The organism is Acidovorax sp. sif0632 (assembly GCF_019218805.1).
Classification (GTDB): domain Bacteria; phylum Pseudomonadota; class Gammaproteobacteria; order Burkholderiales; family Burkholderiaceae_C; genus Acidovorax; species Acidovorax facilis.
Genome location: NZ_JAHUWW010000007.1, coordinates 98,912 through 121,967 on the forward strand (window position 1 = coordinate 98,912; position 23,056 = coordinate 121,967).

At 65.9% G+C, this 23,056-nt stretch carries 26 protein-coding genes; 10 read left to right on the plus strand and 16 right to left on the minus strand.

Annotation, left to right across the window (positions count from 1 at the left end):
* Nucleotides 1–35: 35 nt before the first annotated feature.
* From minC to minE, 3 genes are read left to right on the plus strand one after another with little or no spacing between them, the layout of a single operon-like run.
* Nucleotides 36–797: a septum site-determining protein MinC gene (gene minC, locus KW832_RS20305; RefSeq protein WP_218301339.1), complete on the plus strand. Its 762-nt coding sequence runs from the start codon at nt 36–38 to the stop codon at nt 795–797.
* Between the two features lie 44 nt (nt 798–841).
* Entirely contained in the window at nt 842–1,660 is an 819-nt protein-coding gene (gene minD / locus KW832_RS20310; protein ID WP_055397265.1) for a septum site-determining protein MinD, read from the plus strand.
* 3 nt (nt 1,661–1,663) lie between these two features.
* A complete protein-coding gene (minE, locus tag KW832_RS20315) occupies nt 1,664–1,930 on the plus strand; it encodes a cell division topological specificity factor MinE (protein WP_010465263.1) in 267 nt (88 codons plus the stop codon).
* Between the two features lie 87 nt (nt 1,931–2,017).
* Here the strand turns inward: minE and KW832_RS20320 are convergent, their stop codons facing one another.
* Both KW832_RS20320 and KW832_RS20325 read right to left on the minus strand, forming a co-directional pair.
* Nucleotides 2,018–2,608: an MOSC domain-containing protein gene (locus tag KW832_RS20320; protein ID WP_218301338.1), complete on the minus strand. Its 591-nt coding sequence runs from the start codon at nt 2,606–2,608 to the stop codon at nt 2,018–2,020.
* Nucleotides 2,605–3,126 (minus strand): flavin reductase family protein, encoded by a 522-nt coding sequence (locus KW832_RS20325; RefSeq protein WP_055397294.1) that lies wholly within the window; start codon nt 3,124–3,126, stop codon nt 2,605–2,607. The genes KW832_RS20320 and KW832_RS20325 overlap by 4 nt, the downstream gene beginning before the upstream one ends.
* A gap of 95 nt (nt 3,127–3,221) precedes the next feature.
* On the opposite strand from KW832_RS20325, the gene KW832_RS20330 reads away from it, so the two are divergent.
* Nucleotides 3,222–4,010, plus strand: coding sequence for an alpha/beta fold hydrolase (locus KW832_RS20330; RefSeq protein ID WP_055397261.1), 789 nt, complete (start codon nt 3,222–3,224; stop codon nt 4,008–4,010).
* Nucleotides 4,011–4,123: 113 nt separating this feature from the next.
* The gene (locus KW832_RS20335; RefSeq protein ID WP_055397259.1) at nt 4,124–4,882 is read left to right on the plus strand and encodes a YdcF family protein; all 759 of its coding nucleotides are present in this window, start codon (nt 4,124–4,126) and stop codon (nt 4,880–4,882) included.
* Between the two features lie 4 nt (nt 4,883–4,886).
* Here KW832_RS20335 and KW832_RS20340 read toward each other — a convergent pair whose 3' ends face one another.
* Together KW832_RS20340 and KW832_RS20345 are read right to left on the minus strand one after the other, a co-directional pair.
* Entirely contained in the window at nt 4,887–5,462 is a 576-nt protein-coding gene (locus tag KW832_RS20340; protein WP_218301337.1) for a flavodoxin family protein, read from the minus strand.
* Nucleotides 5,459–6,118, minus strand: a complete 660-nt coding sequence (locus tag KW832_RS20345; protein WP_218301336.1) for a TetR/AcrR family transcriptional regulator — start codon at nt 6,116–6,118, stop codon at nt 5,459–5,461. Before KW832_RS20345 ends, KW832_RS20340 begins: the two co-directional genes overlap by 4 nt.
* Nucleotides 6,119–6,206: 88 nt before the next feature.
* On the opposite strand from KW832_RS20345, the gene KW832_RS20350 reads away from it, so the two are divergent.
* The gene (locus KW832_RS20350; RefSeq protein ID WP_218301335.1) at nt 6,207–6,899 is read left to right on the plus strand and encodes a hypothetical protein; all 693 of its coding nucleotides are present in this window, start codon (nt 6,207–6,209) and stop codon (nt 6,897–6,899) included.
* Between the two features lie 41 nt (nt 6,900–6,940).
* Here KW832_RS20350 and KW832_RS20355 read toward each other — a convergent pair whose 3' ends face one another.
* Nucleotides 6,941–7,840 (minus strand): LysR substrate-binding domain-containing protein, encoded by a 900-nt coding sequence (locus KW832_RS20355; protein WP_218301334.1) that lies wholly within the window; start codon nt 7,838–7,840, stop codon nt 6,941–6,943.
* A 113-nt stretch (nt 7,841–7,953) separates the two neighbouring features.
* Between KW832_RS20355 and KW832_RS20360 the strand changes: the two genes are divergently transcribed.
* The gene (locus KW832_RS20360) at nt 7,954–8,658 is read left to right on the plus strand and encodes an SDR family oxidoreductase (RefSeq protein WP_218301333.1); all 705 of its coding nucleotides are present in this window, start codon (nt 7,954–7,956) and stop codon (nt 8,656–8,658) included.
* A gap of 67 nt (nt 8,659–8,725) precedes the next feature.
* Here KW832_RS20360 and KW832_RS20365 read toward each other — a convergent pair whose 3' ends face one another.
* Nucleotides 8,726–10,069 (minus strand): D-amino acid dehydrogenase, encoded by a 1,344-nt coding sequence (locus tag KW832_RS20365; RefSeq protein WP_121507954.1) that lies wholly within the window; start codon nt 10,067–10,069, stop codon nt 8,726–8,728.
* 176 nt (nt 10,070–10,245) lie between these two features.
* Between KW832_RS20365 and KW832_RS20370 the strand changes: the two genes are divergently transcribed.
* On the plus strand, nt 10,246–11,166 hold the full coding sequence (locus tag KW832_RS20370) for a LysR family transcriptional regulator ArgP (RefSeq protein ID WP_055397292.1): 921 nt from the start codon (nt 10,246–10,248) through the stop codon (nt 11,164–11,166).
* An 84-nt stretch (nt 11,167–11,250) separates the two neighbouring features.
* Nucleotides 11,251–11,865: a TetR/AcrR family transcriptional regulator gene (locus KW832_RS20375; RefSeq protein ID WP_055397245.1), complete on the plus strand. Its 615-nt coding sequence runs from the start codon at nt 11,251–11,253 to the stop codon at nt 11,863–11,865.
* A 97-nt stretch (nt 11,866–11,962) separates the two neighbouring features.
* Here the strand turns inward: KW832_RS20375 and KW832_RS20380 are convergent, their stop codons facing one another.
* The 5 genes from KW832_RS20380 to KW832_RS20400 all read right to left on the minus strand — a co-directional run bounded on the left by KW832_RS20380 (nt 11,963) and on the right by KW832_RS20400 (nt 15,967).
* Complete coding sequence (locus KW832_RS20380) at nt 11,963–12,901, minus strand: fasciclin domain-containing protein (protein ID WP_121421846.1); 939 nt, start codon at nt 12,899–12,901, stop codon at nt 11,963–11,965.
* Nucleotides 12,902–12,958: 57 nt separating this feature from the next.
* Nucleotides 12,959–13,414 (minus strand): fasciclin domain-containing protein, encoded by a 456-nt coding sequence (locus KW832_RS20385; RefSeq protein ID WP_121421847.1) that lies wholly within the window; start codon nt 13,412–13,414, stop codon nt 12,959–12,961.
* A gap of 179 nt (nt 13,415–13,593) precedes the next feature.
* A complete protein-coding gene (locus KW832_RS20390) occupies nt 13,594–14,016 on the minus strand; it encodes a universal stress protein (RefSeq protein ID WP_055397239.1) in 423 nt (140 codons plus the stop codon).
* Between the two features lie 111 nt (nt 14,017–14,127).
* Nucleotides 14,128–14,973: a metallophosphoesterase gene (locus KW832_RS20395; protein ID WP_121421848.1), complete on the minus strand. Its 846-nt coding sequence runs from the start codon at nt 14,971–14,973 to the stop codon at nt 14,128–14,130.
* A gap of 34 nt (nt 14,974–15,007) precedes the next feature.
* A complete protein-coding gene (locus KW832_RS20400; protein ID WP_055397236.1) occupies nt 15,008–15,967 on the minus strand; it encodes a LysR family transcriptional regulator in 960 nt (319 codons plus the stop codon).
* Nucleotides 15,968–16,093: 126 nt separating this feature from the next.
* Here KW832_RS20400 and KW832_RS20405 point away from each other — a divergent pair, with 126 nt between their 5' ends.
* The gene (locus tag KW832_RS20405; RefSeq protein ID WP_055397233.1) at nt 16,094–16,534 is read left to right on the plus strand and encodes a hypothetical protein; all 441 of its coding nucleotides are present in this window, start codon (nt 16,094–16,096) and stop codon (nt 16,532–16,534) included.
* Between the two features lie 183 nt (nt 16,535–16,717).
* Here the strand turns inward: KW832_RS20405 and KW832_RS20410 are convergent, their stop codons facing one another.
* From KW832_RS20410 to norR, 5 genes are all read right to left on the minus strand, one after another.
* The gene (locus KW832_RS20410; protein ID WP_218301332.1) at nt 16,718–18,589 is read right to left on the minus strand and encodes a phosphoenolpyruvate carboxykinase (GTP); all 1,872 of its coding nucleotides are present in this window, start codon (nt 18,587–18,589) and stop codon (nt 16,718–16,720) included.
* 294 nt (nt 18,590–18,883) lie between these two features.
* Nucleotides 18,884–19,594 (minus strand): 7-cyano-7-deazaguanine synthase QueC, encoded by a 711-nt coding sequence (queC, locus tag KW832_RS20415; protein WP_218301331.1) that lies wholly within the window; start codon nt 19,592–19,594, stop codon nt 18,884–18,886.
* A gap of 91 nt (nt 19,595–19,685) precedes the next feature.
* Nucleotides 19,686–19,832: a hypothetical protein gene (locus KW832_RS20420; RefSeq protein WP_199727054.1), complete on the minus strand. Its 147-nt coding sequence runs from the start codon at nt 19,830–19,832 to the stop codon at nt 19,686–19,688.
* 76 nt (nt 19,833–19,908) lie between these two features.
* Nucleotides 19,909–21,108, minus strand: a complete 1,200-nt coding sequence (locus KW832_RS20425; RefSeq protein WP_121507949.1) for a threonine ammonia-lyase — start codon at nt 21,106–21,108, stop codon at nt 19,909–19,911.
* Between the two features lie 228 nt (nt 21,109–21,336).
* Nucleotides 21,337–22,902, minus strand: a complete 1,566-nt coding sequence (gene norR / locus KW832_RS20430) for a nitric oxide reductase transcriptional regulator NorR (protein ID WP_218301330.1) — start codon at nt 22,900–22,902, stop codon at nt 21,337–21,339.
* Between the last annotated feature and the right edge of the window lie 154 nt (nt 22,903–23,056).

A 23,056-nucleotide genomic window follows, 5' to 3' on the forward strand; every position in this document is an offset into this window, starting at 1 on the left:
GAAACGGTTCCCGCGCTCCTTTCCACACCCCATTCATGGCCCTTACGACGGCGGCCCAGGCCCGCACCAGCTTTGACCTCAAGAGCGCATCGCTGCCCGTGGTGGCCGTGGTGCTCAAGACCACCGACGCCGCGCAGTTCGCCGCCGACCTGGCCGAGCGCGTGGCCGACGCCCCGGGCTTTTTTGACAACGACCCCGTGCTGATCGACCTGGCCGCCGTGCGCGAGGCCGAGGCGCCCATCGACTTTGCCGCCATCGTGGCCGAACTGCGCAGCCGCAGCACCCTGCCCGTGGCCGTGCGCGGGGGCAACCCCGCCCAGATGGACGCTGCGCGCGCCGCAGGGCTGGCGGTAGCGCCCGATGCACCGCCTGCCCGTGCGGAGGCTCCCGCCCCCGAGGTGCGCGAGGTCATTCGCGAAGTCGTGCGCGAGGTGGAGGTCGTTCGCGAAGTGCCCCTGCCAGGCCCCGGCACCGTGGTGGTGGACAAGCCCCTGCGCTCCGGCCAGCAGGTGTATGCGCGCGGCGCCGACCTGGTCGTGATGGCCGTGGTGAGTTTTGGCGCCGAAGTCATTGCCGACGGCAACATCCACGTCTATGCCCCGCTGCGCGGCCGTGCGATTGCTGGCGCGCGGGGCAACACCGAAGCACGTATTTTTTCGACCTGCCTGGAGCCGCAGCTGGTCTCCATCGCGGGCATCTACCGCACCACCGAGACCGAGTTGCCCGCCGATGTGCGTGGCAAGCCCGCCCAGGTGCGGCTCGACGGCGAGAAGCTCATCATCGAGCCGCTTGCCTGAGTTCCCATTTCATTCGTACCAACCCCACAGAGAATCAGCAACACATGGCCAAAATCGTCGTCGTGACCTCCGGCAAGGGTGGCGTGGGCAAGACCACCACCAGTGCCAGCTTTGCCACCGGCCTCGCCCTGCGCGGCCACAAGACTGCCGTGATCGACTTTGACGTCGGCCTGCGCAACCTCGACCTCATCATGGGCTGCGAACGCCGCGTGGTGTATGACCTGATCAACGTGATCCACGGTGAGGCCAACCTGAACCAGGCGCTCATCAAGGACAAGCAGTGCGACAACCTGTTCGTGCTGGCCGCCAGCCAGACGCGCGACAAGGATGCGCTCACGCAAGACGGCGTGGAAAAGGTGCTCAAGGACCTGGCCGAGATGGGCTTTGAGTACATCGTCTGTGATTCGCCCGCCGGCATCGAAAGTGGCGCGCTCATGGCCATGCACTTTGCCGATGAGGCGCTGCTGGTGACCAACCCCGAAGTCTCGTCGGTGCGCGACTCCGACCGCATCCTGGGCATGCTGGGCAGCAAGACCAAGCGTGCGATTGAAGGCGGTGAGCCCATCAAGGAGCACCTGCTCATCACGCGCTACAACCCCAGCCGCGTGCAGGACGGCCAGATGCTGAGCCTGGAAGACATCCAGGACATCCTGCGCATCAAGCTGATCGGCGTGATCCCCGAGTCGGAAGTGGTGCTGCAGTCGTCCAACCAGGGCACGCCCGCCATCCATGCCCAGGGCACTGATGTGTCCGAGGCCTACAAGGATGTGATCGACCGCTTCCTGGGTGCCACCGACAAGCCGCTGCGTTTCATCGATGCGGAAAAGCCAGGCTTCTTCAAACGCCTGTTCGGGAGCAAATAAGCCATGGCTTCTTTCCTGTCCTTCCTGCTCGGCGAGAAGAAGAAAACCGCCAGCGTCGCCAAAGAGCGCCTGCAGATCATCCTGGCGCACGAGCGCAATGGCCGCAACGCCGCCGAGCCCGACTACCTGCCTGCGCTGCAGCGCGAGCTGGTGGCCGTGATCTCCAAGTACGTCAAGATCAACCCCGAAGACCTCAAGGTGCACCTGGAGCGCCAGGACAACCTGGAAGTCCTGGAAGTCAAGATCGAGCTGCCCGATACGGTGCGTTGAAGGTTCGGTTTCGAGCAAAATTGGGCTCTGGCGCTTATCTGGTAAGCGCCAGCAGCTATCAAAATTGATGAATCCAGTGGGGCCTGGCTAGCGCGCGTGTTTTGCCCACTTGCCCGCCAGCGCCTGCGCAATGCTCAGCCCGCGCTGCCCGGGCACCAGCGTGGCGGTCTCTCCTGCGGCGATGGTGCCAGGCTTGTCCACCGCAAGGTAGTAGCCGCAGCACCCGGCCAGGGCCATGGTGCGGCCCGCCTGCGCAAAACCCATGACGGCGTTGAACTTGAAGCACGGCTCGCGCGGTGCACTCACCCGCAGCACGCAGTGGGGGAAATGCCATTCGTCGCCCACAAACACATCCGCTTCCAGCGGCCCGTCGATCGTGAGGTTCTCGCCCATGAAACCCGGCGGCAGCGTTTCATCGAACAGGCTCACGCCCCGTTCGCGGCGTTGGGCCTGCCAGAACGCGTAGTGGGCGGCGGGGTAGGCGTATACGGCCTTGCCCAGGCCACCATGCACGCTCGGGTCGGCCTGCTCGTCGCCTGCCAGCCCTAGCGGGCCCACAGCCACGGGGCCGGTGACGGGGGCCTTGCCGATGGCAGTGAGCACCGAGCGCTCGCCCACCTTCAGGCGCCGGGCCAGGCCGATGTTCACGTGGCGCACGACCACGGTGGGGGTCGTCACAGCGGGTGCTCGGTGTAGAACTTGCCACCGTGGTACAGCAGGGGCGAGATGCCTTCTCGGTGTTCACAGCGCTCGACCTCGCCCACAAAGATGGTGTGGTCGCCCTCCTTGTACTGGCTGCGGTTGAAGCACTCGAACGTGGCGGCTGCCCCGGCCAGAAGCGGGGCGCCGCTGATGCCGGGCCGGTGTTCCAGGCCTGCCCAGCGGTCGATGCCGCGCGTGGCAAAACGCTCGGCCAGCGCCTTCTGGTCTGCGGCCAGCACGTGGATGGCGTAGTGCGAGCCATCGGCAAAGGTGGGCAAGGTGCTGGCGCCGTGCGACAGGCTCCACAGCACCAGCGGGGGTGCCAGCGACACCGAATTGAAGGAACTGGCCGTGAGCCCCACCAGGTCGCCCGCAGCCGTGCGGGCCGTGACGATGGTCACGCCCGTGGCAAACATGCCCAGCGCATCGCGAAACTCGCGCGTGGAGAAGCTCGGTGGCAGGGCGAGGGTGGGGCGGGGGAGCGAAGGGTTCACAAAAGCGGTGCCAGCGGTGGCAGCATGGGGGAGCAACTATTATCAGGCGCCACCCACCACCGCGCTGTTGCGGGGTTTACTGGTTTTTCCACCGCATGGCCGTCCTACCTACCTTCACCACCCTGGGCTCCGGCCCCACCGTGCTCCTGCTGCACGACGCCGATGGCGACCACCTCACCTTTGCCCCCCAGGTGGAAACGCTGGCCACGGCCGGTTACCGCGCCGTGGCCTGGAACATGCCGGGCTATGGCCGCAGCGCGCCCGTGGAGCCGTACACCTTCAAGGCGCTGGCGCAGAGCTGCCTAGCCTTGATCGACGCCCTGCAGGGAGGCCCCGTGACCCTGGTGGGGCACGGCATGGGCGCCATGGTGGCGCTGGAGGCCGCCGTGCGCAGCCCGTCGCAGGTGCGCCGCCTGCTGCTCTGTGCAGGTGGGCCGGCGCTGGATGCGCAGGCCATGGATGACTGGGTGGCGCCCCGCTTGGGTGCTCTGAAGGCGCTGGACGCCGGTGGCAGTATGGAGCAGCTGGCGCAGACGCTGGTGCCCCAGTTCATCGGCACCGGTGCGTTGCCCGAAGGGGTGCGGCTGGCCAGCCACGCGCTGGGCCAGGTGTATCCAGGGGCCTACCGGCGCGCGCTGGAGGCCTTGTCCACGTTTGATCGCGGAGCCTCTGCCTTGGCGCAGCTGGCCATACCCGCGCTGCTGGTGGGGGGCGAGCTCGACCGCTGCACACCGCCGGCTGCCCTGGAGGCACTGGCCCAGGTGATGCCCGATGCGCAGACGGTGTTGTTGCCCCACATCGGGCACTGGCCGCAACTGGAGGACCCGGAGGGTTTCGATGCCGCGCTGCTGGACTTTCTGGCGCAGCGGCGGGTGCTGCACTGAGTTCGCCCCACCCGGCGTGGCCGATTTTTCGGCCCTTCAAACGTTTCTTTTTCCCTGCCATGCCCTGGCGCCACCGGGCGGGTTCGCGCGGGTCTGATTGCTCCTCTTGTTTTATGTGGTTTGCCCTGAAAAAAATACTGTCTGCGCTGCTGCTGCCCCCGGTGTCCAGCATCCTGCTGGCGCTGGTGGGGCTGTGGATCGCGCGCTACCACCGCCGCACGGGCATCACGGTGGTGGTACTGTCACTGCTGTCGGTGCTGGTGCTGTCCTGGCCGCCGGTGTCGGACGCGCTGGTGCGCAGCCTGGAGCGCTATCCGGCGGTCGTCCCCAAGGACTTGCCTTCGTCAAAGGTGCAGGCCATCGTCGTGCTGGGCGGCGGCGCCGACACGGTGGCGCCTGAATACGGCGTGGACGTGCTCAGCCGGGGCGCGCGTGAGCGGGTGCGCTACGCCGTGTACCTGCAGCAGCAGACCGGGCTTCCCATCCTGGCCACGGGGGGCTCCACCGGCGGCACGCGGGCCGAAGCGCTGGTGATGAAAGATGTGGTGGAGCGTGAGTTCAGGGGCCGGGTGCGGTGGACCGAGGTGGAATCCCTTGACACCCGCAGCAACGCCGAAAGATCTGCCGTGTTGCTCAAGGCCGCTGGCATCGAGCGCATTGCGCTCGTCACCCACGGCTGGCACATGGTGCGCGCGGCCAAGACCTTCGAGCGCGCCGGTCTGCAGGTCCTGCCCGCGCCCATGGGCTTCAAGGGCGGCCAGGCGCGCAAGCTGTACCGGGTGTTGCCGCGCGCCTCCGCGCTGGCCGACAGCAGCCTGGCGCTGCATGAATGGCTGGGCATCCTGGCCCAGCACGGGTCGCTGGATCGCTAAGCCGTCAAGCTGCGGCCGGTGTCAGTAGAAAACGGCTGGCTGCCTCCATCGCCTGCGCATCGGCCTGCACCGCGCCCGGTGGCCCGCCCTTGCCCCACAGGGCGCCGCCCCAGGTCATCGACAGGAACTGCGCGCACAGCGCCACGGAATCGATCATGGGCTGGGCCTTGGTGCGGTCGCCGCTGGTGGTGACAAGCGCCAGCGTCTTGGAGGCCATCGGCTCCTTGAAGGCCAGGCCGGGGACGCGCATCCACGCGCTCCAGTGGTCCAGGTAGGTCTTGAGCGGCGAGGGAATGCTGTACCAGTAAACCGGCGCCACAAAGACGATGTGCGTGGCTGCCAGCGTGGCGTCGAGCAAGGTCTTCATGTCGCCTTCGGGCGGTGCATAGGTACCCGAGGTGTGGCGCTGGTCCACGAAGGGCGGCAGGTTCATGCGGGCCAGGTGGTGCCAGGTTTGCGCAGTACCGGCAGGGAGTGCGGCGGCGGCCTGGCGCGCCAGCCATTCGGTATTGCCGGTGTGGCCTGGTTCGCGGGTTGAGGTGGTGAGAAAGAGGTAGTGCGGTGCGGTGGGCGTGGTCATGGTGCCATCGTAGCGCCGCCCCCCAGACCCGCGCCGGGTGCCAGGGTTGCGATGCACAGCTCCACCAGCGCCTGCTCGAATTCGGGGCTGTCCAGCAGGGGCGACTGTTCCAGCGATGCCGCCCGCACCGCGCCCATGAAGGCGCGGGTGAGCACAAACAGCTGGGTTGCCGAGGGTGCGGGCATCTGCTGCTCTTGCGCCACACGCTGCAGGTGCAGGGCCAGCCGCTCGCTGGCGCCGCGCACCGAGATCAGCACGGACGCGCGGTAGTCGAGCTTCCACGACAGGCGGGCAAGTGCGCGCCCTTCCTGGGGGCCGCCGCCAAAGGCCTGCAGGTAGTGGCGCACATACCCGCGCACCTGCTGCTCGGGCGTCCAGCCTTCGGTGCGGGCCTGGGCGAGCAGGGCGTCCAGCTCCAGCATCACCCGGTCGCAATGCTGGTCGAGCATGGCCAGGAGGATGGCTTCCTTGCTGGGAAAGTACTGGTAGAGCGAGCCCACGGACACACCCGCAACCTCGGCGATGCGGTTGGTGGTGAGCGCGTCCTCGCCCTGGGTGGCCACGATGCGTGCGACGGCTCCGAAGATGGCATCGACTGTGAACTGCGAGCGTTCCTGGCGGGGCGAACGGCGGGGGGCGGAGGAGGCAGGGGGCATGGAAAACCTGAGCGCAATGCGAGTAGGCGGAGACGGCGCTGCTGCCTATTCTGCCGCCAGTCCCTTGCAACATCCGGAGAAAACCTTCATGCACGCAACCAGCCAACTCGCCCTGGGAGCCGCCGCCGTCGGCCTGGCTGGCACCTGGGCATGGCGCCAGCGCCTTGCGCTGCGGGCCGTGCACCGCGCCAGTGCCATCGCGCTGGCATTGTTCCTGGCGGCCCACTTGCTGGGCCACCTGGCGGGGCTGGCCGGAGCGGCAGCGCACCAATCCGTGCTGCAAGCCCTGCGCCTGATCTATCGCCAGCCGTTGGTCGAAGGCGTGCTGCTTGGCTGTCTGCTGTTCCAGATGGGCAGCGGCCTCACCTTGCTGTGGCGCGGGCGGGGCCGGCGCCGTGGGGGCGTGGCGTGGATGCAGGCCATCTCGGGGGGCTACCTGGCGCTGTTCCTGGTGATCCATGTGACGGCCGTCTTGGCGGGCCGGTTTCAGGGCGTGGACACGAACCTGCAGTTTGCAGCGGCGGGCATGCACACACCGCCCTGGCAGTGGTTCTTTGGCCCGTACTACTTTTTCGCAGTATTCGCGCTGGGCACGCACGTGGGTTGCGCTTTGTACTGGAACCTGCCAGAGCCTCTGCGGGCGCGAGCGTTGGTGGGGGCCATGCTGGCGGGCTGGATGCTGGCTGTTTGTTTGGTGGTGTTGCTGGCGGGCGGATTCCATGCACTGGAGATTCCGGCCCGTTACCTGGCCCCCCTGGCCGGGCTCGCAGGTCGGGGTTGAAGGGGGGCCAGAGCATCCGCGCTGCCTGCGGTCTTTGCGGTTTATGCGCCGGCCTGGCTTCGCAGCCAAGCTCTCACGCCCGCGACGACCTCCGGTGCGCGTTGCTTGCGCGGAGCCACCAGGTAGTAGCCGGCGCCCGTGTGTGCTTCTTCCTCAAACACCTTGGCCAGCCGACCGGTGGACAGGCCCTGCGCCACAAAATCTTTCTGCACCAGCGCGAGCCCCTGGCCGGTCAGGGCCGCGTCGATCGCGAGCGTCGTCTGGTTGAACCAGATGGCCTGCGGTGTGGGATCTGAAGCCCCGGGAGCGGGCGGTGTGTGCTGCGCAAGGTAGTCGGCCCATGGAGACTGGGAGTCGTGCAGCAGCACGTAGCGGCCGATGTCACCCGCGGTGCCGGGTGGCCCCGAGCGGCGCAGCAACAGCGGGCTGCCCACCGCCACCAGGCACTCTTCGAACAGGAGATCGGCAGTGAGCCCCGGGCCGAATGGGGGGCGGCCGTACCGCACCGCCAGGTCCACGGCCTCGGTCTGAAAGTGCGACAGGTGCTCGGTCGCCAGGATCCGCAGATCAACCCCAGGGTGAAGGCGCGTGTAGTCCGCCAGCCGTGGGATGAGCCACTTGGTGGCGAAGGTCGGAGTGACGCTGACCGTCACATGCAGGGGCTCGGGCCGCAGGCCCTGTGTGGCATCGGCCAGCATCTCGAACGCGCGCCGCACCCCGGTGGCGTAGCGCTGGCCGTTGTGGGTCAACACGAGGGTGCGCGGGTGCCGCTCGAACAGCTTGAGGCCCAGCTCCGCCTCCAGCGCACGAATCTGCTGCGCCACGGCGCCCTGGGTCACGCCCAGCTCCAGCCCGGCCAGCCGAAAGTTGAGATGGCGGCTGGCGGCCTCGAACGCTCGCAGCGCATTGAGAGAGGGCATGGGGCCCAACGGGGAGGTCATGGGTGTAGATTTTCTACTGGATCGAAGCACGGCGGCTGCTCCGTCCGGTCGTCCAAAACATAAAGGATACGAAACAATTGCCAGATGCCGGTGTGCGGCATCCAAGGACGATCATGGCAGTAGAAAAAGTAGCGCTCATCACTGCGGGCGGCACCGGCGTTGCCCCTGCCACCGCCCGCCGGTTGGCAGAGGATGGTTTTCAGGTCGGCATTCTTTCGTCGTCGGGCAAAGGCGAGGCCTTGGCCCAGGAACTCGGAGGCGTTGGCGTCACGGGGTCCAGCCAGTGCCTGGCGGATCTGGGCCGCCTGGTGGATCTGGCGCAAGCCCGCTGGGGCCGGGTCGATGTGCTCATCAACAGCACCGGCCATGAACCGCGCGCGCCTTTGTTGTCTCTGGCGGATGAGCGGTGGCTGCAGGGGACGGACACCTATCTGCAGAGCGTGATCCGGCCCACGCGGCTGGTGGCCCCCTTGATGCAAGCGCAGCGTGGTGGCGTGATCGTGAATCTGTCGTCAGCCTGGGCGGTGGACCCGAGCGCGCTGTTTCCGACATCGGCGCTGGTGCGCGCCGGGCTGGCTTCATTCACACGGATCTTTATCGACAGCTATTCGCGGCACAACATCCGCATGAACAACGTGCTGCCGGGCTGGATCGACACCTTGCCCGTGTGGGAAGAGCGCCGCACCGCCGTGCCCCTGCAGCGGTATGGGCAGGCCGCCGAAGTGGCCGCGACCATCGCGTTCCTAGCTTCGGAAGGGGCGGCCTATATCAACGGGCAGAACCTGCGGGTGGACGGCGGACTCGCGCTGGCCACCTGAGTGCCCGCGCAACGAGCGGGTTGGTGGGATGGACCCACCCCAACCCGGGCAGGCTGTGTGGGTGCTCTCAGGCGGCCAGCGCCGTGGCCGATGCGCGCCGTGCAGATCCTTGGTGGCCCAGGAAGCCGAAGTTCATCGCGGGCTGTTCGCCGCTGATCAGCTCGGCCAGCGCCTTGCCCGAACCTGCACCGTGTGTCCAGCCCAGCGTGCCGTGGCCCGCGTTCACCCAAAGCTTGCCCACGCGGGTCTGCCCGATGAACGGGATGTTGGTGGGGGTGGCCGGGCGCAGGCCGGTCCAGTACTGCGGGTCGCCGCCTTGTTCGGGCGTGCGGGTGTCGCACACGCCGGGCAGGATGGCCTCGATGCGGCGCGAGAGCATGTGGCAGCGTGCGCGCGCCAGGGAGCTGTCGAGCGTCAGGTCCCAGCCATTGAGTTCGATGGTGCCCGCCACGCGCAGGTAGTTGCCCAGGCGGCTCATGGCGATCTTCTTGCCGTCGTCGATGGTGGAGACCATGGGCGCGCCCTCGGGCTTGAGCAGCGGGAACGTGGCGCTGTAGCCCTTGCCAGGGTAGATCGGCAGGTCCACGCCCACGCTGCGCAGCAACGGTGCGCTGTACGAGCCGCAGGCGACGACGACGGCGTCGGCCTTCAATATGAAGTCTTTTTTGCCGCCAGCGCTTGTCTGTTTTGGCATGACAGCTACTGAATCAATAGCATTGCCGATTTTGTTCAGGCGCAGCACATCGTGGCCGTAGAGGAACTGCGCCCCGCGTGCCATGCAGCGGCGGGCCAGCTCCTGGGTGAACACGCGGGCGTCGCCGCTTTCGTCGGTGCTGGTGTAGGTGCCGCCGGTGATCTTGTCGCCGTAGGCCTTGAACGCGGGCTCGATCTTGAGCAGTTCGTCGCGGCTGACCAGGCGGCGCTGCACGCCGTGCTTGCGCATGAGCTCCACCGCGTGGCCGGCGGCGTCAAAGGACTTCTGGTCTGTGTAGAAGTGGGCAATGCCGCGTTCGAGCCGGTTGTATTCGATGCCCGTGGTGCTGACCAGATCCTTGAGCGCGGCATGGCTGTAGGCGCCCAGCGCCACGATCTGCTGCACATTGCGCTCGAACGCGGCGTCGTTGCACTGCGCCAGGAACTGCAGGCCCCAGCGCCACTGCTGCCAGTCCATCTGCGGGCGAAACAGCAGCGGGGCTTCCTTGTCGAACATCCACTTGAGCGCCTTGAGCGGCGCCTCGCGGTTGGCCCAGGGCTCGCAGTAGCTCACCGAGATCTGTGCTGCATTGGCAAAACTGGTTTCGAGCGCAGCATCGGGCTGGCGGTCGACCACGATGACCTCGTGACCGCGTTCAAGCAGGTGCCACGCCGTGCTGATGCCGATGATGCCGGCGCCGAGAACAATGGTTTTCATATGCGTAATGCCTTGTGAGCCTTTGCGTGCCACCCGCCCCAGTGCGGGACACGATGGGGCGCAGTGTGCGCGACATTGCATTCAACTAAAAGCAAAATTAAACTTACTCCAAAAACATCAGCGCACCTAATAAACGGTGCGGTAGAGACAACCCTCTTTTGTTCGAGCCCGAGACCATGAGCACCTACGATCCCGCCGCCCTGGAATGCCTTGCCGCCATCGTTGAAGAGGGCGGCTTCGAGCGCGCTGCGCAGCGCCTGAACGTCACACAGTCGGCCGTCTCACAGCGCCTGCGCGCCCTGGAGGCGCAGGTGGGCTCGGTGCTCATCGTGCGCAGCCGACCCCTGCGGCCCACGTCGGCCGGGCAGCTGCTGCTCAAGCACACCAAGCAGATGCGCCTGCTGCGCGCAGACCTGGAGCGCGACCTGCACGAGCTGGCGCCCAGCGCCCCGGGCGGCACGCGCGAGGATGAGCGCATCTCGATTGCCATCAACGCCGACAGCATCGCCACCTGGGCGATGGGCGCGCTGCACGAGCTGGTGCGCCAGCGCCTGCCGCTGGAAATCATCGTGGACGACCAGGATTTCACGCAGGAATGGCTGCGCTCAGGCCAGGTGCTGGGCTGTGTGACCACGCTCAAGCAAGCGCTGCGTGGGTGCAAGATGGTGCCGCTGGGCGCCATGCACTACGTGGCCGTGGCGTCGGCCAGCTATGCGGAGCAGTACTTGCCCCAGGGGCTCACGCCGCACAACTTTCGCGAGGTGTCGTTCCTGTCGTTCAACCGCAAGGACGACATGGCTGCCGAGTTTGTGGCGCGTGCATTCGGGCTCAAGCGCGTGGCACTCAATCACCTGTTCGTGCCGGGTTCCGAGGCGCAGATGCGCGCCGTGGCCGCAGGCTGGGCCGTGGGTGTGATGCCCGAGCTGATGGCGCGCGAGGCGCTGGCGGACGGCAGCATGGTGAATCTGGCACCGGGCCGCTCTCTGCCCATCCAGCTGTACTGGCACTGCTGGAACCTGGAGTCGGCCGTGCTGGACGCCCTGACGGCGGCCCTGACCGCCACCGCCGCGCGGACGCTGGAAGCGCCTGCGGCATGATTCCTGCAGGGTAAAACGTGAACGACGTAGTTGTATTGCAACTTAGTCATTTATTTTTTTACTGCAATGTATAAAATACAAGCCATGCAAACGCCGCAACCCAAAGTTTCGTTCAAAGAGCAGATGCACCAGGCGCGCGAGGATGCCATCCTCCAGTCCACCTGCCAGCTCCTGGGCGAAAAGGCCTTCGATGCCATGACCATGGACGACGTGGCCAATGCCGTGGGCATTGCCAAAGCCAGTCTGTACAAGCACTTCTGCAGCAAGGAGGAGCTGTGCAGCGCCGCCATGGTGCAGATTCTGGGCCGTGTGCAGGCCTACCTGGCAGATCTGCCCACCGAGATGCCCCCGCTTGAAAAGCTCCATGCGCTGGTGCGCTGGTCGCTGGAGCGGCTGCTGAGCAACGAAATGCCGCTGCTGCCCAGCCGCAACTCCACGCTGCGCGCGGTGCTGATGGCCAACAAGGACTACCTCAACGGCCTCGTGGCCGTGAGCGACCAGATTGGTGAATGGATCACCCAGGCCCAGGCACAGGGCGTGATCAGCCCCACCTTGCCGCCGCTGGTGGTGCTCTACACGTTGTATGCGCGCGCCTGCGACCCGGTGGTGAGTTTTCTCAAGGAAGGCGGCCAGTATTCCGATGCGGAAATCGTGGATCTGGTGGTGCGCACCTGTTTCGACGGGCTGGCAGCGCGGTAGTCGCGTCTCCTTTCCAGCGTTTCGTACGCACCCAAAAAAGAAAGCCCGGCATGCCGGGCTTTCTTGCGTGGGGCTCACGGGGCTCACAGCCACCGGCTTACTTGGGCAGGATCACCTTGTCCACGACATGGATCACACCGTTGCTGGTGAACACGTCGGCCATGGTGATGTTGCTGGTGCGCAGGTTCTGGTCGGTGATCACGAGGCTTGCGTTCACCGTGAAGGTTTGTCCCTGGACAGTGGCAATGGCGGTATTGATAGGGACCTCGGCCTTGAGCACGCGCGCGGGTACCACGTGGTAGGTCAGTACCGTGGTCAGCAGCGCAGTGTCCGCCAGCAGGGCTTCCTTGGTCACCCCCAGCTCGGCCAGCAGCGCTGCAAACGCGGCGTTGGTCGGCGCAAACACCGTGAACGGGCCGGCTCCTTGCAAGGTGGTGGCCAAGCCGGCCGCCACCACGGCTTCCACCAGGATGCTGAAGTCCGGCAGCGCCGAGGCGGTGGCGACGATGTCCTTGTTGGCTGGCAGCAGCACGCGGTCCACCAGATGCACCACGCCGTTGCTGGCCTGGATGTCCGTGGCCGTGATGGTGGAAACGCGGTTGCGACCATCGGTGATCTTCAGGCCGTTGGCCGACTCGATCTTGAAGAAGCCGCCTGACACGGGCGTGATGGCCTTGCCCAGGGGGACGTCTGCACGCGGGACCCTGCTGCCGAGCACGTGGTAGGTCAGTACCGCTGTCAGCAGGGGCTTGTCGGCCAGCAGGGCCTCCTTGGTCACGCCCAGCTCGCTGAGCAACGCTGCAAAGGCGGCGTTGGTCGGGGCGAAAACCGTGAGCATGCCGGTGCTCAGAGTGGGCGCCAGACCGGCGGCGACCACTGCTTCGACGAGGATGCTGAGGTCAGGATTGTTCTGGGCGACTTCGACGATGTTGCGCTGGGGCTCATCGTCGCCGCCGCCACAGGCCTGCAACAAGGTGGCGCTGGCGCCCACGGCGGCGGCCAGCAAGACGGTACGGCGGTTGAATGCGGTGTTCATGGGGCTTCTCCTCGCTAGTGGATGGTGGTGGAAGGGACGAGCGGTTAGTCCGCGGGCTTACTTGGGCATCAGAACGGTGTCGATGGCGTGGATCACGCCATTGCTGGCAGCCACATCGGTCGCGATGACTTTGGACTGGTCCACCATCACGCCCATGCTGGTGGACACGGTGATCTCCTGGCCCTGCACGGTCTTGACCTTTCCGGCCTTGACGTCCTTGGCCATTACCTTGCCGGGGACCACGTGGTAGGTCAGCACCTTGGTCAGTGCGGCCTTGTCAGCCAGCAGGCCGTCCAGGGTGGCCTTGGGGATCTTGGCGAAAGCCTCGTCGGTGGGCGCAAACACCGTGAAGGGGCCTGGGCCCTTGAGGGTGTCCACCAGGCCCGCAGCCTGCACGGCCGCCACCAGGGTCTTGAAATTACCCGCCTTCACGGCGGTATCGACAATGTCCTGGGCCATCACGGTGAAGGTGGCGCCTGCGGTCAGGGCCAATGCGATCAGGGTTTTTTTCATGGGTCGTTCCTCGGTTTCGATGGAAATGACACGCCAGGATGGGCGCAGGGAGAATGTATAACCAATTGGTCGTTAAGTAAACCAACAAGTTATATTGTAACCGATTGGTTTCATTTGGGCAAAAAAAAGCCCTGCCGGAGCAGGGCTTTGGTGGTGGGCCGGGCTGTTTGTGGTGCGGCTTAGCGAACGATCAGCAATGGCACCTTGCAATGGGCCAACACCTGTGTGGTGACCGAGCCCATGACCAAGGTAGCCAAGGCTCCATGGCCGTGGGAGCCCATCACCAGCAGGTCGAACTTGCCGCTGTCAGCCACCTTGGCGATGTTCTCACCCACGGCGCCCACCTTGACGACGCGCTTGGCGTCCACACCATGGCGCGCCAGGAATTTGCAAACGGGCGACAGGATTTTTTCCGCCTCTTCGGCGTGGTAGCTGTCCACCACTTCCTTGCCCAGAGCGGCGCGCGCGCGTGTCGGCAGCGGGGCCTGCACGGTGAGCGCGGTGTACTGGTGGTTGCCACCGAGCAGCTCCTCGTGAGTAGCCAGATAGGCCAGCATTTTTTTGGTGTAGGCGCTGCCATCGACAGCAAGCAGGATGTTCATGGTGTTCTCCGGAATAGGGTTGGGTCAGACTACCGTGCGCGGACTTCTGTTGTCTTGACCTGGGTCATGTTTTTCTTCTGCGCTGCGGGGCGGCAGAGCCCCGTCTCTTGATCATACGGGGATGCAGCATTGCGCCTTGAAAGCCGCCTGTTCGCCTTTGCGCGCATAGCCCAGGGGGTTGGCCACCACGCGGCACTGCCAGGGGGTGCCGTCGCCGTGAAAACCTTGCACCGTGTAGTCGCTCGGGGCGTGCAGATGGCCGTGCAGCCACAGCTGCGCGTGGGGCAACAAGCTGTCCAGGGCGTTGCAGAACCCCGCAGTGCCGGGCACCAGTCCGTAGCGTGGATCGGCACTGCGCAGGCTGGGTGCAAAGTGGGTTACGGCCACCGTGGGGCCCTCAAAAGGCACCGCAAGTGCTTGCGCCAGCCACTGCTGGCAGACCAGTGCGTGGTCGCGCATGGCTTCGGCCAGAAAGGGCTCTGCGTGGCGGGTACCGCCCGTCTTGCGCAGGTAGAAGTTCGCTGCGCGAAAGGCCTTGTCGCGCAGTTTCAGTCGCCTGCCAAGGTCGGTGCTGCCTTCATGGTCTGCGAGTGCATCGAAATCACTCCAGAGTGTGGTGCCCACAAAGCGCACACCTTGAAGCTCGACGGTCTCGCGCTCCAGCCAGGTGATTCCCAGGCGGTCACAGGTGCGGCGCAGCCGCTCGTGGGCAGCGTCGAAATCCTGTGCATCGTATTCGTGGTTGCCGGGCACAAAAAGCACGGGGGTGGGCCAGCCTGCGCCCCCAGGCAATGGTGAAAACCGGGCCAGGCCAAAGTCTTCGTCGCCCAGCTGCGAGCCTTCCTGGTAGGAGCCCACGTCGCCAGCAAGCACCAGCACATCGGCTCCAGGAGCCGGTTCGGGGACGAAGTGGGGATGCGCCTCAAGGTGCAGATCGGACAAAAGCTGGATATTCATGCTGGGCGCAGTCTACGGGTTCAGGCTGGGCGCCTCACTCCTCGGGGAAAGTCCGGCGCGCCGAGCGCGCCAGGGCGTGCAGCAGCCAGGTCATCGCGGCCTGCTGAGGCCCACGCCGGCGCCAGAGTGCGTCTACATGCACGGGTGGGACATCCAGCGGCAGGGCCCGCTGCACCAGCGCATCGGCAATGCCGGTCACGGGAACAAAGTGGCGGGGCAGCACCGTCAACAGGTCCGAGCCCGAGACTACCCGGCCGGCAGTGAAGAACTGGTTGACCGTGATCACCACCTTGCGCTCGCGGCCCAGGGATGCCAGGGCCTCGTCGATGAAGCCGAAGGGGCGCCCTGAGAAGCTCACGAGCATGTGGCGTGCGGCGCAATAGGTGTCCAGCGTCAGGGGCGCATCGGCCAGAGGGTGGCCTTGCCGCATCACGCACACGTATTCACCGTCGTACAGGCGGCGGCTTTCAAAGGCCACTGCGCCCCCGGATTGCGCGCGGGCGGTCAGGTCTGCCAGCACCGCTGGGAAATAGCCCACCGCCATGTCGGCCGCCTCTTCGTCCAGCAGGCGGCGGGGGTCGCGCGTGGTCAGGGGTAAGACGCGGATCGAAATGCCGGGAGCCTCCCGCTCGATGATTTCGACCAGGGCCGGGACCAGGGTGGCGGCCGTGGCATCGGCCATGGCCAGCACAAAGGTGGATTCGGCCGTGGCGGGCTCAAAGTGTCCCGGTGCCAGGGATTCTTGCAGGTGGGCCAGGGCTTCGCGCACAGGGGGCCACAGGGCCAGCGCACGCGCAGTGGGCTCCACGCCCTGGCCGCTGCGCACCACCAACTCATCCCCCAGCACATCGCGCAGGCGCCGCATGGCGTTGCTCACGGCAGGCTGGGTGACGGACAGCTTGTGCGCTGCGCGTGTGAGGCTGCGCTCGGCCATGACCTCGTCAAAAACACGCAGCAGGTTCAGGTCCAAGGAGCGGAAGTTCAAGGGCGTCATGGTCAATTCATCATCAATATGAATATCAATGATTCAAAATATAAACTTGAACATGCAAAGGGTAAACCCTAATATCACCCCATCGCCCGGCAATCTCGCCACAAGCGTTAGAAAAGGGAAACCGAAATGACCAGCTTTGCACACGTTGAGTACCCCACCGAACACCCCGGCGTTGTCCGCGCCGAAAACGCCGCTGCCGCCCTCAAGAGCGTAGCCGCCAACTTTGATGGCGCCCGTGGCGCTGCCACCCTTCTGCTCGCGGCCGTGGTATCGGCTTTGCTGGTAGTGGCCAACCAGGTCATCGACACCTGGAGCGAAGGCCACCTGCTCGCGGCTTGGATGGTGCTGTGGCTGGTCGCGTTTGCGGCCCTGGCTTTGCTGACCGCCCCCGCACGCCGTGCCGGTGCTGCCCTGCGTGTGGCCGCCCTCGGCTGGGCCGAAGCCCGCCGCCGCGCTGCGGATGACGAGCGTACCTGGCAAGTGGCTGTGAAGGACCCCCGCATCATGGCCGAACTGAACCACGCCATGGGCATTGCCACCGTGGAAGACATCCGCAAGTACTACTGAGAAGATGATGCACGGTTCGCCGTGCAGTGATCGGATTTTTTGAAGCCGTGGCGAGTGTTCGCCACGGCTTTTTTCATGGCCGCGGGACAGATCGCGCTGATCCAGTATCCGCATCCACAAGCGCAAAAAAACCGCCCCTCCTTTTCAGAAGGGGCGGTTGTCAGGACTGAGAAGATCCGGGAATCAGCTTGCCAGGCGCTTTTCGAGCGCAGCCTTGGTGGCGAGCAAAGCCGGGGGCAGGTGGTAAGCCAGCTGCTCAAAGTGGGCATCGTGCAGCTTGAACTCATCGGCCCAGGCTGCCTTGTCAATGCTGGTCACGGCAGCAAACTGCTGGGTATTGAAATCCAGCCCCGTCCAGTTGATTTCGGCGTACTGCGGAGCCACGCCGAACATGGTTTCCTGGCCTTGGGCCTGGCCTTCGATGCGGTCGATCATCCACTTGAGCACGCGCATGTTGTCGCCATAACCCGGCCAGACGAACTTGCCGGCTTCGTCCTTGCGGAACCAGTTTACGCAGAACACCTTGGGCAGCGCTTTGCCGGTGGCGGCGATTTGGCCTTCCATGTTCAGCCAGTGCTGGAAGTAGTCGCTCATGTTGTAGCCGCAGAACGGCAGCATGGCGAAGGGGTCGCGGCGCACCACGCCTTGGGCGCCAAAGGCGGCTGCGGTGGTTTCAGAGCCCATGGTGGCAGCCATGTACACGCCTTCCGTCCAGGTGCGGGCTTCGGTCACCAGCGGCACGGTCGTGGAGCGGCGGCCGCCGAAGATGAAGGCATCAATTGGCACGCCATTGGCATCGTCCCACTGGGGGTCGAGCGCGGGGTTGTTGGTGGCAGCCACCGTGAAGCGCGAGTTGGGATGCGCGGCCTTGGCGCCGGTTTCCTTGGCGATCTGGGGCGTCCAGTCCTTGCCTTGCCAGTCGATCAGGTGATCGGGCAGTTTGCCGGTGTCCTTTTCCATGCCTTCCCACCACACATCGCCGTCGTCCGTCAGGGCCACGTTGGTGAAGATCACGTCCTTGTCTAGGCTCTTCATGCAGTTGGGGTTGGTGTGCATGTTGGTGCCGGGGGCCACGCCGAAGTAGCCGGCTTCGGGGTTGATGGCGACCATCTTGCCGTCGGCGTTGGGCTTGATCCAGGCGATGTCGTCACCGATGGTGGTGACCTTCCAGCCGGCAAAGCCTGCCTCGGGCGGCACCAGCATCGAGAAGTTGGTCTTGCCGCAGGCGCTGGGGAAGGCCGCTGCCACGTGGTACTTCTTGCCGGCGGGGTTGGTCACGCCCAGGATGAGCATGTGCTCGGCCAGCCAGCCCTGGTCGCGGCCCATGGTCGATGCGATGCGCAGGGCCAGGCACTTCTTGCCCAGCAGCGCGTTGCCGCCGTAGCCCGAGCCGTACGACCAGATCTCGCGCGTTTCAGGGTAGTGCACGATGTACTTGACCTTGGGGTTGCAGGGCCAGCTCGTGGTGTCCTTCTCGCCGTCGGCCAGGGGGGCGCCTACGGTGTGCATGCAGGGCACGAACTCGCCTTCCACGCCCAGCACGTCGTACACGGCCTTGCCCATGCGGGTCATCAGGCGCTGGTTCACGGCCACGTAGGCGCTGTCGGTCAGCTCCACGCCGATGTGGGCGATGTGGCTGCCCAGCGGGCCCATGCTGAAAGGCACCACGTACATGGTGCGGCCCTTCATGCAGCCGTCGAACAGGGGCTGCAGCGTGGCGCGCATCTCGGCGGGCGCCATCCAGTTGTTGGTGGGGCCGGCGTCTTCCTTGGCGGCCGAGCAGATGTAGGTGCGGTCTTCCACGCGGGCCACGTCCGACGGGTCGGACCAGGCCAGGAAGCTGCCAGGGCGCTTGGCGGGGTTGAGCTTCTTGAAGGTGCCGGCATCGACCAGCTGCTGGCACAGGCGGTCGTACTCTTCCTTCGTGCCATCGCACCAGTAGATGCTTTCGGGCTTGCACAGGGCGGCCATGTCGGCCACCCAGGCGAGCAGCCGGGCGTTCTTCACGTAGGTGGGGGCGTTGAGATTCAGGCCCTGCATGGTGGGTGCGTTCATCGGGGAGCTTCCTAAGTTGAAAAAACGTTTTTTCAAAGGAAGCGGACCGGGCGGGTCACGGCGAGGCCTGGCGCAGTTGCGGTGCTGAGCGCTGCCTTTGAAAAAACGGCTTTCGTGCTCAGTCGGCGGGCGGGAGCGTGTGTCAGCCCCACGGGTGGAGGCTAGTTCCACGGATTCCGCGGGTCGGCTGGGATGTCAATTTTATGAACCTGCCGCCCTTTTGTCTGTCAGACAGGGGTCAAAACCATGCAAAAAAAACATGAGGTTATGCATGGCTGTGTCCGCTCCCTCGCCTCAAACGCTGGCCGAACCGCCCTTCCACCGTTCGTAGCCGCTCCTGCGCAGCGCGCAGGCCGGGCACGTGCCACAGCCGTATCCCCAGGCATGCAGCGTGTCGCGCACACCGTGGTAGCAGGTGTGCGAGTCGTTCACGATCAGATCGACCAGCGCTTGTCCGCCCAGGGACCGGGCCAGTTCCCAGGTCTCGGCCTTGTCCAGCCACATCAGCGGGGTGTCGAAGGTGAAACGCTGGCCCATGCCCAGGGACACGGCCACCTGCAGGGCCTTGAGCGTGTCGTCGCGGCAATCGGGGTAGCCTGAAAAATCGGTTTCGCACATGCCGCCCACCAGGGTGTGCAGGCCACGCCGGTAGCCCACGGCGGCAGCCAGCTGGAAGAACAGCAGGTTGCGCCCCGGCACAAAGGTGTTGGGCAGGCCGGCAGCGGTCATCTGGATTTCGGTGTCGCTGGTCAGCGCGGTGTCACTGATGTGGCCCAGCACCGCCAGGTCGAGCATGTGGTCGTCCCCCAGCTTGGCCGCCCAGTGCGGGAACTGCGCACGCAACGATGACAGCACCGTCTGCCGTGCCTGCAGCTCGATGTGGTGGCGCTGGCCGTAGTCAAAACCGATGGTTTCCACGTGGGCAAAGTTTTCCAGCGCCCAGGCCAGGCAGGTCGTGGAGTCCTGACCGCCGGAAAATAAAACGAGTGCGTGTCCGGGTCTCATGGGGTTCTCCAGGTCAGACGGGATGAGGGGGTGGTGCAGGACGAAAAAAAGCCCCGCGCTGCGGGGCTGTGGGTGACGGCCGCAGAAGCGTTCAGGCCATCGTCACGGCAATAAAGGCCAGCAGGAACATCATGATGCCACCCACCACAGGCAGCACCACGGGGACCAGGTGAACCACGTTTTCCACGGGGTCGTTCGATGGTGTTGCGGGGGCGTGCGAGGTGTTGTGGTCGGACATGGTGGGCTCCAGATGCTTAAAACTTGCGCAATTCTAGCTGCGACTGTCCCTTCAGGGCGCAAAACCCTGCTGTCGCTCAGATCAGATCGGCCTGCATGCCCGCCGTGCGCAACTGCCCCAGCACCTCATCCACATGGGTCTTGCCCCGGGTTTGCAGCACCAGTTCGATCTCCACGTTCTGCGCGGCCAGCATGGTGAAGGCGCGCTGGTGGTGCACCTCCTCGATGTTGGCGCCTGCGTCGGCCACGGTGGCGGTGATGCGCGCCAGCACGCCGGGCACATCGCGCGCGCTGACCTTGATGCGCGCCAGGCGCCCCGAGCGCACCATGCCGCGTTCGATGATCGCCGCCAGTAGCAGCGGGTCGATGTTGCCGCCGCACAGCACCAGTCCCACGCGCTTGCCCTTGAAGCGCTCGGGGTAGCGCACCAGCGCAGCCAGGCCCGCAGCACCAGCGCCCTCGACCAGGGTCTTTTCGATCTCCAGCAGCATCAGCACTGCCTGCTCGATGTCGCCCTCGTCCACCAGCACCAGGTCGTCCACCAGGCGCTTCACGATCTCCTGCGTGATTTTGCCTGGCGTGCCCACCGCAATGCCTTCGGCGATGGTGGATGTGCCCTGTGGATGGCTTGTTCCTTTGACGGCATTCACCATGGCCGGGAAGCGCATGGTCTGCACGCCGATGACCTCGATGCCTGGCTTGAGTGCCTTGGCCGCCGTGGCCACGCCCGAGATCAGCCCGCCGCCGCCTACGGCGATCACCAGCGTGTCCAGGTCGGGCACGGCCTGCAGCATCTCCAGGCCCAGCGTGCCCTGGCCGGCGGCCACGCCTTCATCGTCATACGGGTGCACAAAGGTCAAGCCCTGCGCATCGGCCAGCGCGTAGGCGTGGGCGCGTGCCTCTTCCAGGGTGTCGCCATGCAGCACCACCTCGGCGCCAAAACCGCGCGTGCGCTCCACTTTCACACCGGGGGTAAAACGCGGCATCACGATCACGGCGCGCAGGCCCAGTCGCTGCGCGTGGTAGGCCACGCCCTGCGCATGGTTGCCCGCACTCATGGCCACCACGCCGCGTGCGCGCTCAGCGTCCGTCAGCAGCGTGAGCCGGTTGCAGGCGCCGCGTTCCTTGAACGAGGCGGTGAATTGCAGGTTCTCGAACTTGAGAAACACCTGCGCGCCCACGATTTGCGAAAGCGTTTTGGATTCAACGCACGGAGTGTCCAGCACGTGGCCTTGTAGGCGGGTGGCGGCATCACGGATGTCTTGAAGGGTCAGCATGGGCCGATTGTGGCGCAGCGGCGTTCGCAGGGGCCCGACGACGTGTGATTTGGCATCAAATAGGCCGCTAGCGCTTATCTGGAAAGCGCTAGTCGCTATCATTTTTGAATTTGCTTGGGGCGGCTCACAAAACTCAGCGCAGCGGCCCTGGCCAGGCCTTCCGTCGCAGGCAGCATCGGCGGTTCGACAAGACGGAACAACGACGCCAGGGGAGTTTGTGAATCGCTCTTATTTGATGCCCAGCCTGCGCGCCAGCTTGTGCAGGTTGCTCGCGTCCACCTCCAGCGCACGCGCGGCTTGGGCCCAGTTGCCCTGGTGGCGGGCCAGGGCCTGCGTGATGGCGAGCCGCTGGCAGGCATCCACGGCGTCGCGCAGCGGGCCTTCGGCGGTGGTGGGGGTGGGCGGCATGGTGGCCACAGCGGGGGCATCGGCATCCAGGGGGGCGTGGGCCACGCTGGCGGCGTCGGCGTCCAGGTCGAGCAGCGCGGGCTCCAGCGTCACGATGTCGGCGCGACTCACGCCCCGGCTCAGGGCCTTGAGGGCGGCGCGGCTGACCACATGCTCCAGCTCGCGGATGTTGCCGGGCCAGGGGTAGCGGCGCAGTGCGTCCTGCGCGCTGGCCGACAGCCGCAGGCTGCGCAGGCCCAGGCGGGCACGGTTCAGTTCCAGAAAGCGGCCTGCCAGCAGCAGCACATCGTTGCCCCGTTCGCGCAGCGGCGGGATGGGCACGGGGTACACCGACAGCCGGTGGTACAGGTCGGCGCGGAACGCGCCATCGCGCACCTGCTCGCGCAGGTTGCGGTTGGTGGCGGCGATCACGCGCACGTCCACGCGGCGCGGTCGGTCGGCGCCCAGGCGCTGGATCTCGCCGTTCTGCAGCGTGCGCAGCAGCTTGGCCTGCACGGCCAGTGGCAGCTCGCCCACCTCGTCGAGGAACAGCGTGCCGCCCTCGGCCGCCTCGAAGCGCCCTGGCCGGTCGGCCACCGCGCCCGAGAACGCGCCGCGCACATGGCCAAACAGCTCGCTCTCGGCCAGCGACTCCGGCAGCGCCGCGCAGTTCACGTGCACCAGCGGGCGGGCAGCGCGCGTGGACTGGCGGTGCAGCAGGCGTGCAAACAGCTCCTTACCGACACCGGTTTCGCCCAGCAACAACACGGGCAGGTCCGAGCCCGCCACCACCGTGAGCTCGTGCAGCAGGCGCAGCAGGGGTTCGCTCTGGCCGACGATCTCCATGTCGCCATCGCCCGCGCGGGTGGTGCGCTCGTCGTCAGCGCTGCGGGTGTGGGGGGCGCTGCGCAGCGCCTGCACCTCGCGCTCCAGCCGCGAGATGCGCACGGCCGCCTCCACCAGCACCTTGCAGTCGGCCAGCGCGGCGCGTGCGGCCTCGCCGAAGGTGCCGGTTTGCAGCGCGTCGAGCGTCAGCACGCCCCAGGCCTTGCCGTCCACCCACAGGCTCACGCCCATGCAGTCGTGCACGGGCAGGGGCTCGCCCACCAGGGTGTCGAGCAGGCCGTCGTAGGGGTCGGGCAGGGTGCTGTCGTGGTCGAAGCAGGTCACCTCGCGCCGCGCCAGGATGGCCGCGAGCCGGGGGTGCTGGCTGACCACAAAGCGCCGGCCCAGCGCCTCGCGCACCAGTCCCTCCACGGCCACGGGGCGCAGGTGGTCTTCTTCCAGCTGCAGCAGGGCCACGGCGCCGCAGTGAAAGCGGGTGCGCAGGTGGTCCACCAGCCGCTGCAGGCGCACAGCCTGGGGCAGGTCGGTGGCCAGGTCGGCCAGCAGGGGGCTATGGTCCATGGTGATATTTACCTTCAATGGGTGAATTAAACCCCATTTGAGAAGGGTCAAAAAAACCATGACCAGTGTAAGTGGTTGATTTGATAGGCCTGCAGCCCTGGCCCGGCGCTTGCGATGTGGTCAGTGACACCGATTCACTCGTTCCAAAAAGCCA